10 protein-coding genes are annotated in these 18,042 nt (G+C 50.9%); 8 read left to right on the top strand and 2 right to left on the bottom strand.

Annotated elements, in window-relative coordinates; genetic code table 11:
- The first annotated feature begins 75 nt into the window (after positions 1-75).
- The 3 genes from H6F90_RS19190 (at position 76) to H6F90_RS19200 (ending at position 5,661) form a co-directional block, all read left to right on the top strand.
- Positions 76-2,133, top strand: coding sequence for a phospholipase D-like domain-containing protein (locus tag H6F90_RS19190; RefSeq protein WP_190553898.1), 2,058 nt, complete (start codon positions 76-78; stop codon positions 2,131-2,133).
- Between the two features lie 1,021 nt (positions 2,134-3,154).
- Positions 3,155-4,177, top strand: coding sequence for an ATP-dependent helicase (locus H6F90_RS19195; RefSeq protein WP_190553899.1), 1,023 nt, complete (start codon positions 3,155-3,157; stop codon positions 4,175-4,177).
- Positions 4,156-5,661 (top strand): 3'-5' exonuclease, encoded by a 1,506-nt coding sequence (locus tag H6F90_RS19200; RefSeq protein ID WP_190553900.1) that lies wholly within the window; start codon positions 4,156-4,158, stop codon positions 5,659-5,661. The genes H6F90_RS19195 and H6F90_RS19200 overlap by 22 nt, the downstream gene beginning before the upstream one ends.
- Positions 5,662-5,738: 77 nt before the next feature.
- Here the strand turns inward: H6F90_RS19200 and H6F90_RS19205 are convergent, their stop codons facing one another.
- Positions 5,739-7,184, bottom strand: a complete 1,446-nt coding sequence (locus H6F90_RS19205; RefSeq protein WP_190553901.1) for a restriction endonuclease — start codon at positions 7,182-7,184, stop codon at positions 5,739-5,741.
- A gap of 394 nt (positions 7,185-7,578) precedes the next feature.
- Between H6F90_RS19205 and H6F90_RS19210 the strand changes: the two genes are divergently transcribed.
- From H6F90_RS19210 to H6F90_RS19230, 5 genes are all read left to right on the top strand, one after another.
- Positions 7,579-8,805, top strand: coding sequence for a DUF6361 family protein (locus tag H6F90_RS19210; RefSeq protein WP_190553902.1), 1,227 nt, complete (start codon positions 7,579-7,581; stop codon positions 8,803-8,805).
- A complete protein-coding gene (locus H6F90_RS19215; RefSeq protein ID WP_190553903.1) occupies positions 8,792-10,642 on the top strand; it encodes a phospholipase D family protein in 1,851 nt (616 codons plus the stop codon). The genes H6F90_RS19210 and H6F90_RS19215 overlap by 14 nt, the downstream gene beginning before the upstream one ends.
- Positions 10,639-13,917: a helicase-related protein gene (locus H6F90_RS19220; protein ID WP_190553904.1), complete on the top strand. Its 3,279-nt coding sequence runs from the start codon at positions 10,639-10,641 to the stop codon at positions 13,915-13,917. Before H6F90_RS19215 ends, H6F90_RS19220 begins: the two co-directional genes overlap by 4 nt.
- 94 nt (positions 13,918-14,011) lie before the next feature.
- The gene (locus H6F90_RS19225; protein ID WP_199296037.1) at positions 14,012-14,647 is read left to right on the top strand and encodes a GIY-YIG nuclease family protein; all 636 of its coding nucleotides are present in this window, start codon (positions 14,012-14,014) and stop codon (positions 14,645-14,647) included.
- Between the two features lie 1,024 nt (positions 14,648-15,671).
- On the top strand, positions 15,672-16,511 hold the full coding sequence (locus H6F90_RS19230) for an alpha/beta fold hydrolase (RefSeq protein ID WP_190553905.1): 840 nt from the start codon (positions 15,672-15,674) through the stop codon (positions 16,509-16,511).
- Positions 16,512-16,534: 23 nt separating this feature from the next.
- Here H6F90_RS19230 and H6F90_RS19235 read toward each other — a convergent pair whose 3' ends face one another.
- The gene (locus H6F90_RS19235) at positions 16,535-17,752 is read right to left on the bottom strand and encodes an acyltransferase family protein (RefSeq protein ID WP_190553906.1); all 1,218 of its coding nucleotides are present in this window, start codon (positions 17,750-17,752) and stop codon (positions 16,535-16,537) included.
- Positions 17,753-18,042 lie beyond the last annotated feature (290 nt).

Below are 18,042 nucleotides of genomic sequence, written 5' to 3' on the forward strand. Positions count from 1 at the left end.
TAAACTTTTCATGCTTTCGCTGTGGAAAATTAAGCTAAACGTGGAATCCTCTAGCTAAGGGATTCAGGGGGTGACATGGGTAGCATCAATAATCAATGGCTTCAGAAGGCAGAGTATGCCTCCCTGCTTACCTCTGCTATTGGAACAGTTGCCGCCGCTGTATCTCAGCAAGTTGTTTTTGCCGCAGCTCCACTGTCAATGTCATTGGCCTTGAATGTATTAAATCGTGAGCGCTTTCAGAAACAAGCTCAACGCGATACCCAAGCCGCTATTACTCAAGTTGATACCCAAGTTCAAAAAAGATTTGATGGCGTTCAGCAGCAATTGCAAGCGCTTCCTCCCCCACCTGATTCCTTTGATCCGACAGACCTCCATGCTCAGCTCGTCAGAACTCAAGAGGCGATCGCCAACTTACAGGAGGATACTGAGACGACTGTTACTGAAGTTCGCCATTATTTAGACAGCGAACCCCAAGTTTTGCAGAGCCAGTTACAAACAGAGTTATCTCACATCCCTCCGGTATTTAATCCCCGACATTTAGAGACGAAGATTGAGCAAGTTGAAAGCCTGATTAACCAGCTTTCTAGAGGGCTAGAAGCAGTGAAAGCATGTTTGACTCCCCTGCAAGCTATCGACCTCGACCCACTTTATCAGCAGGTTAGTCAGCTTTATAGCCATCTTCAATCTCAGGCTGAGGGATCTCAAGCACGTTCTGCATCATTACAAGTACAGCTAGAACAGCTCACTCAGCAGATTGACCAGCTAGAGCAGGTCAACAGAACGGTGGTTCAAGCTCATATCTTTGAGTTGGAAGTAAAACTCAAGCCAACCACAGAAGCGACGGCAATCCTAAGCAAGCAGCTAGAGGCATTGAACTACCAAGTTAGTGCCAAAGCTGAACATCAAAAGGTAGCTGAATTACTTAATGCTGTTTCGCGGCTACAACAACAGCTTGATCGGCTACCCTCACTGCCACAACCGTTTGATCCAACTCCCCTAGAAGCAGACATTAAGGGCTTGCGATCTCAAGCCAATGACTTACAACAGCAGTTGCAGGAAGCAAGGCTGTCAGTTATAGAACTGGACATAGATGAGAGACTGGAGCAAGTTGGAAACGCGATTACAAGCTTGGAGCGAAAGTCACAAGAGTTCCTAACCAGGCCGGAGTTGACACCGTGGCAACAGGCCATTGTTGATCGCCTTGAGCACGGTATTGCAGGCTTGAAGACTGAGCTTGATGGGTTGAATGATGCCTTTACTGAACGCCTTGAACAGTCCTCATCAGTTCAACAATCAGAAGAAGTGCGGCAGCAGATTCAGGATGTGGAAGCTTGGCTCAAGGATTTAGATACTAGCTTTGAGGCATTACACGATCGCACCCGAGTTCTAGATTCAATGCAATGTCAGATAGAACAGCTCATTGCAGGTAATGGGCGGGTCAGCGAGCTAGAAACTACTTTGGCCGCCCTATCTGAGGAGCTTGTAGGCCAAGTCGATGGAGCCGTAGACAAACGGATAGCGGAAATTAATGAGCTACTTCAAAAGATTCAGCCTGGTTATGAGTACAGGCTAGTATATGACCGCAATCAAAGCCGAGAAATTCTATTCGAGGCGGTTAAGCAAGCACAGCAGCGTCTCATTCTAGTTTGCCCTTGGCCGCACTGGGGAATTTGGTGGAATGAAGACGAGCTGCTTAAATCTTTGAGGGCCTTTCTAGACATCACAAAAGGCCAACTTGATATTGGCTGGGGGCATTTGCAGGATATGAACAGTAAAGAGGTTCGGTTCTCTTCTGGTTCTATTCGAGAAAAGCTGAAAGCCATGCCCAATAACAAATACACTGGCTTAAGTCAGTTAGAAAATTTAGAGAAGAATTACTCAGGCACAGTTAGATTAAAGCTTCTAGGTACTCATGAGAAGTTTTTAGTGTGCGATCGCCAGTTTGCGATGCTGGGCAGCCATAACTTTCTAACGTCAAGTGACAAATCTGAGGAACGTGAACTCGGTCTTTACACTACAGACCCACAGATCATCGACGAGTTAATCAAGCGTTTTGAGGATGCTGAAAATTTAGAAAAAAAGCAGATGCTTACTCAATTCGTTAACTCATCTAAAAATAATCACTTTCGCTGAGATTACTACGCTCATCATGAAAAGTATTGCTCGCTCCTTCACCCTTGCAGTCACGCTCCTTTGCACTGCTTGTGCCTCTACATCACAGCCGCAAGCTCAAAGTCAGACTGAAAACTAGGCTAAGAACATCTTTGACGGCTATCAGTCAAGAGAGCGCTCATTTGATCCGGCTGTCGCAGATCTTTACTGCGATCGCGCGCTGATTCGCAACGTCCGCACCTATCCGAATGGACAGCAGCGCACCCTGGAACTACCCGCCACCCAATACAAAGAGCTAATCCGCGCTGCCATGCCCTTACTTAGCCAGGTCAAGAGGGGACTACAGCATCTACTCTAATGTGGCCTATGTGCCCGAGGGCAATAGCGTTCGGATTACAGCCACTCGCTACTCCGTTCTCAAAAAGTATTCGAGTCCCCTTTCTCTGCTGGTAGGGACGTGTAATGGCGGAGATTGGGCAATTTTAGAAGAGCTGGATGAATCCCAGCCGTGACCACCAAGGTGAACTGGTCCGAATGCTAAACGACCCACCCAAGATTGGTCGAGCCCAAATTTGCTGAGAAATTGGTCGCTAAACTTCAACGCGATTCCTGGAGTCCACCCAAGTAATTCAAGATTGATTCAAACATGACCCCGAGAAGATTAAGAAAATTTTTCGATCTGATGTTCTGCCTCGAGTAAACCAGTCATTCTAGAAATACTTGAACCACTCGAAGGGTTAGTAGGTGAGGCACAGCAGCACTGATGGAGGGATGGGGCCGCGACCTAAAAAGATGAGATTTTTTCAAAGGAGCGTGTTCTGGAAGCCCCATCAGAGCCCAAGTTTGCTTTTCATGATCCAATCGGCAAGAACGATAGATTGGCATGGCAATAGTGGCAGCAGGGTCACTGATTTTTGAGGAGTGGGACCGCACTGAATTGCTGCTTCTATCTCTTCTGGGTCTTAAATGACAGAGCTTCTCGGAGGTCTTCTGAGGAATCTGGCATCATACTACGATAGTTCTATTCCCAAGCCTGGACTCAGTGAAATTAACCCCGGAACAGCAAGCGATTGTCAGTCATAACGAGGGACCGGCCAGAGTCTTTGCAGTCGCAGGGGCTGGAAAGACAACGGCAATGGTGCATCGGATCGATCGCTTGGTACAAGAAGGAATTTTTGCGCCAAACCGTATCCTCGCCTCCTCCTTCAGCCGGGGCACTGTCACCAGCCTGGAAAGCACCTTGAGTCAATGGCCAGCTTGCCGTCAGGTGAGAACGCAAACTCTGCATAGCTTGGGGTACGGGGTCATTCGCAAGGCTTGGGCTTATGGATATTTAGCCAAACCTCAATCTGCACTAGCTCCTGACAAAGTTGACGCATCTCTTTACAACCAGGCCCTGCGAGAAGCCCGCCAGCAAAACTTGTCTTTCAAAGATGAGTTAGAGAATCTGGATCAAGAAGATTTTTTGGCTTACGTCAGCAACTGTAAAGGCAGACTGCATTATGCTGACCTGAGTCGAGTCACCTTTGCACCCGCAGGGCCTCATCGCCAGATTGCTCAACCGGCAGAGCCTCCCTCTGAGGAAGAATTGAGCTGGTATCTCGACCTCTATGGCTTGTTTGAGGACATCCGCGATCGCCAAGGCTGGATTAGCTTCGACGATATGCTCATGAGCGGCTGGCAGTTGCTGGTGCAGCATCCTGACCTACTGAGCGATCTCCAAGACCAGTTTGACTGCATCATCGTAGACGAGTTTCAGGATGTGAATCGAGCCCAATTTGGCATTCTGGATCTATTGGGCAAACCTCACCGCAACTACATGGTGATTGGGGACGATGACCAAACAATTTATGAGTGGAGAGGGGCCGAGGTGCGATTCATGCTCCAAGCGTTCGATCGCTACCACCCCACCAACTACCAGATTACAGACAACTTCCGCTGTCAAGCCTCGCAAGTCGTCTTAGCGAATGCGGTGATTCGCCACAACCGCAACCGTTACCCAAAACAGCTGAGTCTGACTCAGGGGTTTGGGGCTGTACCCGAATGCACCAGGCCACTAACTTAGAGCAGCTCGGTCAGCGGGTTGTTAATCAAGTCAAAGCGTCACTGGCTGAGGGTATCGCACCAACCAACATTGCGATTCTGGTACGAGTTTATGCTCAAACCCCTTACATTGAACAGCATTTGATCCAAGCAAATATTTCCTACTGGGGGGCAGACCTCGTTCCGTTCTACCGTCGTCCTGAAATCCTAGATTTCTTGGCCTTTGCTCAACTAGCCAAACTAGAAGTCAACCGGTTCACGGAACCGCGAATCACAGAGACATGGCAAGAAGCTTGGAACCGAGTCAAGCGAACGCCTCCGATTCGCTACCTCAATCCAAGTCTCAAGGAATGGATTCAAGAGAGGGTTGCCGTAGACCAAGCCTCGCTGACTCAGGTGCTGTTATCTCTGGAGCCTGACATTCTTCAAGAGCGAACTGCCCGGAGCGTGAGTGCTCTGGCAAAGTGGCTGGCGATCGCCCCTGAAGCCCCCTGCGCTAAAACTGCCTTAGAACAACTCGATGCCTGCATCAACTACCGAGAACACTTAAAGCAGCGCGGTGGTTTCAAAGAAGCGGGACCTGGGAAAGTGGCTGGGGTTGAAGCGATTATCCACTATGCCAATCAGCAAGGAACCTTATTGGCATTTTTAGAGCACTTGGAGCGATTGCAGGCACAAGTGACGCAAGCGAGGCAAACTCCCCATCACTGTATTCGCTTAACCACCATTCATCAATCCAAGGGATTGGAGTGGCCGGTCGTGATCATTCCGCACTGTAACCAAGGGACTTTGCCGTTTGGTGAGAACTTAACGTATGAAGAACTGGAAGAAGAGCGTCGGCTCCTCTACGTGGCCATTACTCGGGCTCAAAAGGAACTGCACCTGTATACGCTCAAGCCCCAACCCCTCTCTCAATTTCTCCAGGAGGCTCGAGTGGTAGAAACGCTTCAGAGAACAGAGCAGCTCCACCAGCAACTCCAGAGCGATCCGCAAACTTGGCAAGCGGGTGATGTGGCAAAGGTTGTCAAAGGTGTTGCGAGTTTAGGGTTCGATCGCTACTTCCGGCAGTGGTGGACTGTGGCACCCGAGACCCAAGCAGCGATCGCCCACACGATTCAGCGCTGCCTACGAGCCGCCCAGCAGCAGCAAATTCTCCACCACCTGGGGCTTGAGGAGGAGCACCTGGAACCTTGGCAGGCGATCGCCCCGCTTCCAGACGCAGGCACGTCATCACTAGATTTTCCCGGACTAGAGTCTTTTCGGAACCGAGCCCAACCTTCAGCAACCTTAGCCAGTCGCGATCGCCCAGCTTCTTTGGCATCCAATTTATTAGGAAACCTCCGACGGCAAGAGCGCGTTCAACACGAGAAATTTGGGCCAGGTGTGGTGATGGCGGTAGAGATCCAAAAGGTAAATTCCGAGGAGATCATTACGGTAAACTTTGAGCACGCCGGAACTAAGCGGATTCTGATTACAGAAAAATTTTGCACATTGCACCGGCTGTAGCGCGAGGAGATGGGGTTAGCTTGAATCACTCTTTATTGAGCCCGCTCCCCGGCATCCCCAGGAATTCCTACTTTGCTTCACGGGGTGTCTTCTTCATCCCGTTGAACAAACGCATCCGCGTCTAACTCTAAAACTTCTACTGAGCGAGTGCGTACGCCGATTTTGTGTTCAATCAGCAGGTCAATCAGCTTTTCTCCGTTAATCAGGGTGATGGGTGCAGCACCCCGCTCAACTGCTGCTGCGGTGGTTCCTTTGGAGAAGTCCCCCGTTGTAATAATAGTTCCTCTCACCGCATCAAAGCGATGTAGGGAGCCGCGCAAAGCATCCAATACTGGCCGTTGAATATTGCCTTTGTGCCGCTTTGCTTGTACAACCTCACGAACAGAGGTAATTCCCATTTCGATATCAGCCTTCACGTCAATTCCTTTGTCATTCGAGGGCGCAGTGACCGCAACATTTTGATAATTCATTGCCTCCAGTAACTGTTTCACCAAATATTCAAACGCGATCGGGTTCATTGTTTCTAAAAGCTCTCGAATGCTGGCTCGAATACTGACACTCTGATTCTTCACAAGAGTCAAAATTTGTTGTAACTCGTTGGTGCTGTCTGTGTCCTCGGAACCGCCCGTTTGCTTCAAATAGGCTAAACCGGCATCAGTAATGCTGTACGTTGTCCCGGTTCTCGAAAGTAGGCTCCGATCTAGCAAATTTTGCAGTCGTCGTCTCAAAGTGTCTTTGATTGTTGTATCTGTGCCAAAGCGAGAATAGCGTTGAAGGTAATCCGCCCACTCCGATACAAAATCTCCGCGTCGTCCAGTTCCCTTCTCGGCAGCAATCAGGAGGATTTTGAGGAGTCCTTCTCCCTCGTCAATCAGAGTGACCGCATCTCCTTGCTCATGGGTAACAAAGTCCTGCCCCCGCTCCGTCAAGCACATCTGTCCACTAGCATTCTCTTCTAACAGCCCGTAATTACAAGCCAGTAACCAGTGTCCATAGACATGACGCGGATTGACCTTTCCTCCCGTTTTCTTCCAGATTGCCTCAGCTAACTCGCGATCGTCATCCTGTAAGCGCTGAGGAATCCAAACGTCTGGAGCAGTCCAATCGACAGGGGATTGAGGGCTTCCCCAAAGGGCGGTGATGGTAGAACGCAATCCTGTAATTTGAGATCTGAGTCGCCCATCCCAAACTGGTAGGACTAAACGTACTTCAGAGTAGACCGGAAAATGCGGGATGCGGACTCGCTGATCTTCATGGGTTGCAGAAGGAGGCTTTAGAGTTGGAATAACCTGCTTCAGGCCCCAAGCTCGCAACCCAAACACACCAGGTTTTACGCGAATGAAGGAGCTGCCTTCCCCTTTCTGCTTGATATCTACAGCTAATACGGCATTGAGGGTCGCTTCTGGTGTCTTACCATCTGTCTGAATCAATCCTTGCTCCACGGCCCGCTTCGCAATCTCTCGATAGTGCAGTGGCTCTCCAACTGCTTGAAGAATGGTCAAAGTTGCTTCTTCAAAAGACATAGGAGCAAAACTCGTGATGTATAAGTGAGGTTTTGTAACGCTTTCAGCACTCTCAGTTCTCCCATTAATCTGCTGTTTTCACGGCCCGAAAGCAGCTGGATGCCCCTGATGGGAATAATCAGAGGAGCTCAAGTAGTTATAGTGTGCCCATCATCCCCTAGCCTTAACCCAAGAACGACAGTTGGTTCTGGGAACTTTAAGTGTTTGACTACCGATAAATCCCCAGAACTCAGGGAAAACATCAAATACTTGTTTGACTTTTTTTACGCATATTCAAAAATCTAGTTTCCTGGGAACTCTAACCATCAAGACCTTGGAGCTCCTTGTGTCTCTAAGAGCACTCAAAAGCCTGAGCTTAAGCGTTGACAATGCATAACTAGAGGAATTAATTTTCATGACTTCCTCCTTCACTTGGCTAGACTACTCTGAGCAAGACAAGCGTAAGATGCTCGATGTCATCAGCTTGTTCAGCGAAAAGAACACCCGAGATGAACTGGGAATTGGTGCTGTACGGGATGCCTTCGCTGACTTGTTCTTCCCCGGCACCAGCACGATTCAGACCCGCGCTCGCTACTTTCTATTTGTCCCTTGGATCTACTTGGATCTAGTCAAAGCCAAAACCCCCTCCAACCAGGTTGCCGCCAAGCTGCGACAACGAGAAGTAGAGCTGATCAACGCGCTCGCCGCATCCGGTGAAACTAAGGGAGTGATTGGCATCCAAGCCAGAGCAGGCTTAAAGCGGCTCCCCAGCAATATCTACTGGTATGGCTTGGGAGCCTGGGGCATCCGCCACTTTCCGGGTTCTCAAGAGGAGTACCATCGTTCTCTCAATGAACTCTATTGCCTTGCTGGTTCCATCCAGCGTAACGATGACGGCGAACCCGTGGAGGGTAGAATCGCCTACAACTGGCATCGAGGGCTACCCCCCGCTCCAGCTCAATTTCCCCAAAATGCTAACTTTGGTCTCACTTTAACAGAAGCAGAATATTTAGCTGAGCGCATCGTGACCCAATGTCCCGATAGCTTGCTGGCACTTCTGGTCGCTCGCCGTCTGAGTGCCTCGAATGCTTTTGCCTGGAGCCATCCTTGTGTAGACCAGTTTCCTGTGCATATCCAACGGCAATTACACCATGCTCGCAATTTCTCAGAAACGATCCAGGGAGCGGCTCTCCTCTATAACCTCCTCTTGGCAGAGCAAAAGCAGGCAAAAGACTTAACAGAACAATACCGCGAAGCCCTTCAGAACTGGGCAGATCAACTTGCTGCCCGCCAAAGTGATCTGCAGCAGTGGAATCGAAAGGATTTTTGGAAACTGATGAGCGTGATTGGGGCTCCGATATCGCTGTCAACGCAACGCTTTATTCAGCGCTGGCTGAGCTTAGCGCTTGAGCCTCAGGTTGCCCCCGCGATCGCCACGCACCCAGAAGCGCGCCGTTGCATTCAAGAGCGTGAAGCTGCCCTCAAAGGAGGACAGGCCCGCCTCAGCAATCCTCGATCCTTGGAATTGTGGCAGGGTGACTCAGGGATTGCCCAACTCGATTACCGCTGGGGAGCGACCCAACGCATCTTAAAGGATATTCTCGCAGGCTTGGCTCAGGAGAACGTAGATGTTGCAGCCTAACGATCGCCGCCATCTGTTCGAGTCCCTGCGTCCTCCCGAAGGCTACACTCTAGACGCCGCGATCGGCACTACCTTTACTTTAGAACTGCTAGCCCTGCTCACCGCTCCGCTGGCCTTTACAACCTTTGATTGGGCTGACGAGGCTGGACATTTAACACGCAGCCCTCAAGCTTTATTGGCAACGATGCAGCAGTACGCTGATCGCATTAGCATCTTTTGTCAAACGGGCAAAATTGCCATTCCCAAAACCCATAGTCTGCTGTACAGCTACCTAGAAGACTGTGTGATTGAGGTCAATGCGCCTCGATCTGGTGGAATTTTTCACCCCAAAATCTGGGTGTTACGCTTCAGTGCTGATAACCAACCCATTCGCTATCGTTTTCTCTGTCTCAGTCGAAACCTCACCTTCGATCGCGCCTGGGACACCCTCCTAGTTTTGGACGGGCAACTGACGACACATCGCAAGGAGATCGCAGCCAATCGTGCCCTCAGTGACTTTGTTGCTGCCCTGCCTCAACTAGCGCATAATCCACCCATTGCGCAACGGGTTCAGGCGGAGGTAGATCGCATGCAGGCAGAACTGCGCCATGTTCAGTTTGAGCTTCCTCCGGGATTTGAGCAACTGCGCTTCCATTCATTGGGGCTAAAGGGAAGTTCCCCATCCCCCATCAGCGGACCCATCGATCGCTTGCTGGTCATGGCTCCTTTTGTCAGTGAGAAGCGATTGCAGCAGTTGGGGCAGCAAGGAAAGCGCAATGTTCTCATCTCTCGCTCTGAAGCCCTCGATCTCATTCCAGCAACCACCTTGGGTACCTTTGCTCAGCTTTATCAGATCAGCCCGGCAGCGAACCCTGACACAGCCGAGATTAGCTCCGATCTGCCGACCCAAACTCCACTGGTCGGCCTGCATGCCAAACTCTATGTTGCTGAGGCTGGACAGAAGAGTAGACTCTGGACCGGTTCCGCGAATGCCACCAATGCCGCCTTCGAGCGCAACGTGGAATTTCTGGTAGAACTGATCGGTAGCAAACAGCGGTTTGGCATTGATACTTTCCTTGCTTTTCAGGAACACGAGGTTTCTTTCCGCAGCTTGCTTGAACCCTTTACTCCACCACCGGAACCGCAGGGAATGGATGAGACGCTGCAACAGCTTGCCAAAGCGGCGGAGTCCAAGTTGCTGAAGTTACAGCTGAGCGCGCAAGTCCTGCCTGCAGAAGAACCCGATCGCTATTGTTTACAATTGCGCTGGGGTGGTAACGAACGATTGGAATTTCTCCCGGATGTGACGGTGCGCTGCTATCCGATGACGCGCGCTGACCTCTCCACGCCGCTGTTGCCTAAAACGAGAACCCAGATTGAATTTCAACCGCTCACCTGTCAGGCTTTGACGTCCTTCTTTGCGTTTGAGATTTGGACGCGCGAGGACCGTGAGAAAATTGGTGCCTTTCTGCTCAATGTTCCGTTGGCAGGCGTCCCCGATAACCGCTGTCAGCAACTGTTGCGATCGCTGTTGGAAAACAAGAACCAAGTTCTCAAGCTCTTGCTGTTTCTGCTAGCGGAAGGGAAGGCGGATGCCCGTGAATTGATCAACCTGATCAGCGGCGGCACAGCTCAGGTCGAGAAGGGGACTGACAGTTCTGGTCAAAGTCACCTCTCGCTCTTTCCATTATTCGAAGCCATGGTCCGGGCCCTCGATCGCAACCCAGCCAAGCTCGATCACATTGCTCGGTTGGTAGAGGATCTGCGGCAACTACCAGCGGAAGAACAACTCCTACCCGAGGGCTTTGAAGCCATCTGGTCCCCAATCTACACGGCCCGCCAAAGATTAACGCCATGAGTCATCAAGCGATTTGCCCTGATCCCGCTCCAATTCTCGCGGGCCTGAAGGATTTTCAACGCCATACGGTTGAGTATGTATTTCGCCGCCTGTACCTCGATGCCGATGCCAGCAATCGCTTCCTCGTGGCCGATGAGGTGGGATTAGGCAAAACGTTAATTGCCCGAGGATTGATTGCCAAGGCGATCGCGCATCTGTGGAATCAAGTCCAGCGCATTGATATTGTTTATATCTGCTCGAATGCCGAGATTGCTCGCCAAAACATTCAACGGCTCAATATTACTGGGGCAGAAGACTTTAGTTTGGCCTCCCGGATTACCCTGCTGCCCCTGCAACTGCACAACCTACAGCAAAACCGTATCAACTTTGTCTCCTTTACCCCGGGGACGTCTTTCGATTTAAAGTCGAGTTTGGGGACGATGGAAGAACGGGCGATGCTCTACTGGCTCTTGCATTCAGTGTGGGATTTTCAGGACAAAGCCGCTCCCAAAAATATCTTTCAAGGCGGCGCGGGCAAGGAGCGCTTTCGGGAGTATCTGCAGGGGTTTCGCCGCAGTCGGCAGATTGACCCGACGTTGGCTGAAAGATTTCGCCAGCGATTGCAGCAGCAAATGGTGGCTGAACACCAAGCAGGCAAGCTGGATCTCTATCAGCGTTTTATAACCTTGTGTGATGCCTTTGGTCGTGTCCGGGACTTAAGTCGTATTCCGACTGCAGAGAAATCAGAACGCAACCATTTGATTGGAGACCTCCGGTTACTCCTGGCCAAAGCGTGTATTTCAGCCCTAGAACCTGACTTGATCATCCTCGATGAGTTTCAACGCTTTAAACATCTCCTGGAGCCTGCAAACGACTTTAATGAGATTGCGCATGAGTTGTTTAACTTCTCCGACACCCAATCGCCCGCTAAAGTGGTGCTCCTCTCAGCCACACCTTATAAGATGTATACCCTGGCTCAGGAGTCAGCCGCAGAGAACCACTATGAAGACTTCCTACGCACCATTCAATTTCTGCAATTGAATTCAGGGCAAACCGCTGCATTTGAGACGCTGCTAGGCCAATATCGTCAGGAGCTACTGCGACTGGGCCAAGGCAATTACGACCGACTTTTGGAACTGAAATCCAAGCTGGAATATCAATTACGTTGCCTCATGGTGCGAACAGAGCGCTTAGCCGCCTCTGCCGACCGCGATGGGATGCTAACGGAACGGCCTTGCCCCAACACCAAACTAGAACCTCAAGACCTCGAGGCGTATCTGAGCTTACAGAAGATCGCTCGAATTGTGGGGCATCACGACACGCTGGAGTATTGGAAGTCAGCACCCTATCTGCTCAACTTCATGGACCACTATGAGTTGAAGCGATCGTTTATCCAGGCGATCAACGGCGGACGGGATGAAGCCGCGCTTGTCCAGGCAATTGCTCCTAGTTCCAGCCTGCTGCTGTCACGGCAAGAAATTGAGACCTACACCAAACTAGATCCAGGCAATGCCCGTCTGCGGGGTCTGTTGGCGGATACAGTGGGCGTTGGGGCATGGCAATTGCTTTGGATTCCCCCTTCCCTACCGTACTACCAACTCGGTGGCGTCTTTGCCAATCCCGCCTTAACTCAATTTACCAAACGGCTCGTCTTCTCTGCCTGGCGCATGGTTCCCAAAGCGATCGCCACCCTGGTGAGCTATGAAGCAGAACGTCAGATGATTACTTCATTTGAAGCCGCACCCGAAAACACCATAGAAGCACGCAAGCGACGGCGTCCGCTACTGAGATTTGCTCGCACGACAGATGGCAAAGGCAATAAGCTCACAGGGATGCCGGTACTGGGACTGCTCTACCCCAGCATGGTATTGGCCCAAGCAGGCGATCCCCTGGCTTTTGCGGTTCATGCTCACCGCCACGAACCACTGCCGCTCTCAGCGTTGTTGCCCCAGATTCAACAAAAGATAGACATGCTGCTGCAAGCACTGCCGGTGGAAGTGCCGGAATCTGGCAGCGAGGATGAGTCTTGGTATTGGGTCGCACCGCTGCTGCTTGATCGTCACTTTCATCCCGAGGCGACTCAGCGTTGGTGGGCGACTCCTAATCTAGCCACCCTGTGGGTGGGTGAGGCACCGGAGCAAGGCGAGACGACTGAGGACTCCTTGTGGGCTGAGCATCTCAAAATGGCACAGGGCGTTGTAACTGCGCCTTTTCTCAAGCTGGGCAAGCCCCCTCGGGATTTGACCTTGGTGTTGGCTCAATTGGCGATCGCGGGTCCCGGCACCGTGGTCCTACGGGCTTTAACTCGGATTTTGGGGGGCAGTACCGAACTTCCCAACATTGACGTGAGAGTCAGGGCAGCCCAAACGGCTTGGTCCTTCCGTACCCTCTTCAACTCACCCGAAGCAACGGCTTTGATTCGAGGCATCAGCGCTCACGAACCTTATTGGCGCGGTGTCTTGGAATATTGCCTAGAAGGCTGCTTGCAATCGGTGCTCGATGAGTATGTCCATATCTTGCGGGAGTCGCTCGGGTTGGTGAATGAGCCACCCAACAAGGTTGCTAGAGAAATTTCCCAAGCGATCTCCAAGGTGCTCACACTGCGGACCTCGGTCATGGGCGTGGACGAAATCTTGGCAGACACCCAACGCGGTGAGATTACTTTGGGTGATTATAGAATGCGCGGTCACTTTGCCCTTCGCTTCGGAGAAGATCAAGCGGATGATGAGAAAACGCTCAATCGGACAGAGCAGGTACGGGAAGCTTTCAACTCTCCCTTCCGTCCGTTTGTGCTGGCCACCACATCCGTCGGGCAAGAAGGGCTAGACTTCCATCCCTACTGTCATGCGATTGTCCACTGGAACTTACCCTCCAACCCGGTTGATTTGGAGCAGCGGGAGGGGCGGATTCACCGTTACAAGGGACATGCGGTTCGCAAAAACCTGGCGCTGCAATATGGGGCAGGTGAGATTGCGAGTGTTGATCAAGACCCTTGGGACAGCTTGTTTGCCGCCGGAAAACGCGATCGCCCACCCGGAGCTTCAGACTTAATTCCCTTCTGGATTTACCCGCTAGAGAACGGTGCCAAGATTGAGCGCTACGTCCCCAACTTACCCTTGAGCCGTGATTGTGAGCGCTTAGAGGCCCTGCGCCGTTCCCTTGCAGTGTATCGGATGGTGTTTGGCCAAACTCGTCAGGAAGATTTGTTAGCTTACCTCCTGACTCGACTCTCTCCCTCTGAGGCTGCACAAGTGATTCATCAGTTACAAATCAATTTAGAACCGATAGAGCCATGAGAAAAGACGAATGCCTAGGGTTTTCATCACGATTAGGCTGCCTTGCTTAGCACTCAGGCATGGATTCAAGTTCCATGCTTTATCTCAACCCTGATTGGTTCAGCAGCCTTCCGCTCAAAACTATCTCAATCACATTGATTTGTTCTGTATGCACGATCGCTACTCAGCTTTGATTCAACCTGCCAAACTATGGTCACGTGCCGAAGTGTTAGAGCATGGAAGTTCTGTACCAAAGTCAGCTGGCATCTATGCCTGGTACTTTCGCAATGTTCCCTCGGCTATCCCCACCGATGACTGTTTGACTTGCCAGGGGCTGACACTTCTTTACGCTGGTATTTCTCCCAGCAAGCCTGCGGGGAATCGGACCCTGAAGGAACGAATTAGGAAACACCTGACCAGTAATGCCTACGGTTCTACCTTGAGGCTCTCGTTAGGTTGCCTCTTGGGTGAGGAGTTAGGAATCGAGTTACGGCGGGTTGGCAACAGTGGCACCCGATTGACTTTTAGCGCCACTGGGGAGCAGAAACTTAATCATTGGTTGGACAGTAATGCATTTGTCACTTGGATGCTGCATGGCGCGCCCTGGGAAGTTGAGCCTGAATTGCTGAAAACGGTTTCGTTTCCACTGAATCTAGACCATAATGAACATCATCCTTTCCAATCCAAGCTTGCAACTCTTAGAGCAGAGGCGAAAGCCAGAGCAAGACTGCTACCTGTTGTGCCTGAATAGTTCAGGCTGCTGAGCTTTAGTGACGGAGCGATCGCCCTGCAAGCTACTGCAAGGTAATTCGTGATCAACTCAGTCTCCAGCGGTACCAGCCTTCGGCTCAATTCTAATGCCGCCAAGCACTGCTGACTCTCGTTTTCTACGATCGCTCTCGACCTTGCATCTTTGGCACTCCCTTTTACTGACCGTACCCAGGCTTCCTACCCGAGCAGTCCTGGCGGTACTTCTATCTCACGAGCCACCCAGACTAGATGCACCTTCAAACTTCGTGCTCTCGCGTTGCTAAGCGGTCCTAATCCCGCATCGATTAGCGATCGCTATGAGTCACCTCGCTCGTATCTTGAATCACTAACACTGTTTCATAAGCTGTCATCGGTTCGATGGTTCGCTACTGATGTGAGATCAATATCGCCTGATTCCTCACCCACGCGTTGTCCCGAAACTCATACACTCTTTGCACCACCGCTTCATCTCAACTCACTTGCGGCACCCTTTCATGCAGCTGCGCTACTAAGTCTTCCACGATCTGCACTAACCGCCGATTTTATCGCGCATCTCCTAAATCTACATCCCATCACTCCTCTACATCCAAACTCATAGCTCATTTCCTCGCGGCATCTGTGCAACAAGTAATAAGCAATTGCCACTCTGGACGCAAGGCAAAATTCAACCTCATATGAGTTTCAGGTGCCATTTGAATAGACACTTGCTACGCAGCTGGCACACACAATACTCACCCTGATTCAACTTTCCTAGGACAGCACTACCTCCTTTGAAAGTGATTGCTCTCTGAAGGCTAAATTCTATTGCAACGATTGCAGCAAGGAGGGACATTCAGCTCACGCGGTGCAAAACATGAGCTGTCCCATTTATGATCAACAATTGGAGCGTTGAGTATTTCCTGCGATCGCCACGCTATCGTTATACCCGCAAGAGGATTTCCGCTCTCGCTTCTTGTCACTAAACTTTAGTTAACTTAGAAAGTCTCAATCCTTGAGAGATTGGGCAATTGCCACTGGAGCCGAGCATGCAACAAACACCACAAGATGAGTATGTCTGGGTGGGTGACGTTAAGACACGCTACTGGAGCTTGGGCCGGGAGGGGCCGACTGTCATTCTGCTACACGGCATTGGTAGCAGTGTGGAAACCTGGACACTCAATCTTGAGGCATTGGCACAACAGCATCGGGTTTACGCCATTGACCTAGTCGGTTCTGGGCGATCGAGCAAACCCGATACCTCCTACTCGCTAGCGAATCTCGTCGCGTTCGTCAAAACCCTCATGGACGTTCTGGGGATCGATCGCGCCAGTTTCGTCGGCAACTCAATGGGCGGTGGTATTGCCCTCCAATTTGCCCTGACTCATCCTCAGCAGGTTGAACGCTTGGTGTTGGTCAACAGCTTGGGGTTGGGGCAAGAGATTTCCCTTAGCTTACGCTTAGCCAATCTGCCCTTTGCCGACAAACTTTACCAACCGACTCGCAGTGGGACAGCTTTATTTCTGAGACAGGCTGTGTTTGATCCATCGCTAATCACCGATGAATGGATCGACTTGTTCTACGAAATCATGGTCCTTCCAGGGGCAAAAGATACCTTGTTTGCTCAGATTCGCGCTAGCGTTGACTGGTTTGGGGTGAGAGCGGAAGTGTATCGCCCTATCCGCGATCGCCTCAATACGATGAGCCTCCCGGTGCTGGTGGTGTGGGGAAAACAGGATTCGATTCTCCCGGTGGCTCATGCTCAGGTCGCGGCCCAACAATTGCCCTACGCTCAGGTGCATATTTTTGATGCTTGTGGACACTGGTCGCACCTGGAACAGGCAGAGAAGTTCAACGACCTGGTTTCTCGCTTTCTCTTAAGTATTTAGGATGGCTAGAGGCCTCTCTCTTTTCAAGCGTCTGGAGAACTAGAGGCAGAGGGCTGGGTTGCTGGACGAGAGAGCAGCTTGAGTCCAAAGAGCAATCGAGGCACGTTGTAGCGTCGAATCAATACCTCGTATAACACCCCTGTCCCGAGCAAGGAGGTAGTACAAATTAACCAAAACTTGGGCATGACTCCTGCATTCCATTGCACGATATAGAAGCCGATCGCAATCAGAACCGGAGGATGCAGCAGGTAAAAGGGGTAAGCGGCTTCGCTCGCGTAGCGCAGCACGGGGTGATTGAAATTTAGATACTTCTGCCCTAAAGCGAGCCATGCCATGACCCAGAGCCAGGTGTTGGCACCTCGAAAGGCTTGGTACAACATATAGCTCAGAGAATAGCCGCGTTCTGGCACACTCTGGGTTTGCCATAGCCCGAACCACACGAGCATAAAAGCTGCTGCCAGAATTGTGATTGCTCTCAGATGCCGAGCGATCGCTTGGGCAAATCGGCAATCAGCACTCATCAAATACCCACAGATGAAATAGAGCAGGTACAGACAGAAATTGGCCCAATCGTCGTAGAGATTCTGAAATCCCATCCATCGTGGTCGCAGCACTGCTTCAATCACTGCAAAAGGCACAGCGAGCCAGAAAATGGCTCCTGGTTTCTCGATGAAAGCCGCAAGTTTGGTCTGCCAATGCGCTCTCCTCCGTCTCAAATACAGCAGAAAGGGTAATGCCAATAGTGAAAACGTGAAGAGATAGATGACAAACCACAAGTGTCCCCATTCGAAGTTACCCTTTGGCCGAATGCCATTGAAAAACTGAGGATAGAACTGGAGATAAGAATTGGGATAGCTCGGGTTGCTTAATAAGTGATAGTAGACTAAGGGGGGAACCAGAACGAGGATGCCGAATCCAAAGGGAATCAACAGTCGTTGCATGCGCTCATAGACATATTGCTGAGGCGATCGCCACGAGAGAGCCAAGTATGTCGCTGCCCCTGACAGTAGAAAAAACAGGGGCATGTGCCATTGATGGATGAATAAAACTAAGCCATCCATGACTAAGCTGGTGCGATCGTTTTGGAGATAAAACTCACCCAGCTCACCATTGTAAAAAATGGCTGCGGCGTGAAAGGGAAACAGCAGCAGTACCGCAAAAACTCTGAGCCAATCTAAATAGTAGCGTCGTTGGGGGCGCTCGGTTGGCTGAGAATGGGAATCACCCAGTTGATGTGACATCAACACTCAAAGAAGGGAGACACTGTTCAAGATTTGATTGGAGATTCCCCAATTATAACGAGCTGCGTTGTGTCACCAAACCTGAGAACGCTATATCTCATGATGAAGCGATCGCTTTCATCACTGCTTAAAAGAGGCGGAAAGAGCACACTAACTGCTAGAAGTAGAATTTCCAACCTAGTAGTTCGACACACCGATTTTGACAGGTAGAGAGAAGTCAGGGAAACTGGTTGAAAATCAACAATCCCCTCCTCATGCCAGAAAAGTACACGGTCACCCTCACCCCTGAG

It is taken from the genome of Trichocoleus sp. FACHB-591, assembly GCF_014695845.1.
Taxonomy (GTDB): domain Bacteria; phylum Cyanobacteriota; class Cyanobacteriia; order FACHB-46; family FACHB-46; genus Trichocoleus.

Bases quoted from the DNA above. Each gene is read 5' to 3' on its own strand.
- H6F90_RS19190 (WP_190553898.1), top strand. From the start codon at position 76: ATGGGTAGCATCAATAATCAATGGCTTCAGAAGGCAGAGTATGCCTCC.
- H6F90_RS19200 (WP_190553900.1), top strand. From the start codon at position 4,156: ATGCACCAGGCCACTAACTTAGAGCAGCTCGGTCAGCGGGTTGTTAAT.
- H6F90_RS19205 (WP_190553901.1), bottom strand. From the start codon at position 7,184: ATGTCTTTTGAAGAAGCAACTTTGACCATTCTTCAAGCAGTTGGAGAG.
- H6F90_RS19210 (WP_190553902.1), top strand. From the start codon at position 7,579: ATGACTTCCTCCTTCACTTGGCTAGACTACTCTGAGCAAGACAAGCGT.
- H6F90_RS19215 (WP_190553903.1), top strand. From the start codon at position 8,792: ATGTTGCAGCCTAACGATCGCCGCCATCTGTTCGAGTCCCTGCGTCCT.
- H6F90_RS19220 (WP_190553904.1), top strand. From the start codon at position 10,639: ATGAGTCATCAAGCGATTTGCCCTGATCCCGCTCCAATTCTCGCGGGC.
- H6F90_RS19230 (WP_190553905.1), top strand. From the start codon at position 15,672: ATGCAACAAACACCACAAGATGAGTATGTCTGGGTGGGTGACGTTAAG.
- H6F90_RS19235 (WP_190553906.1), bottom strand. From the start codon at position 17,752: ATGTCACATCAACTGGGTGATTCCCATTCTCAGCCAACCGAGCGCCCC.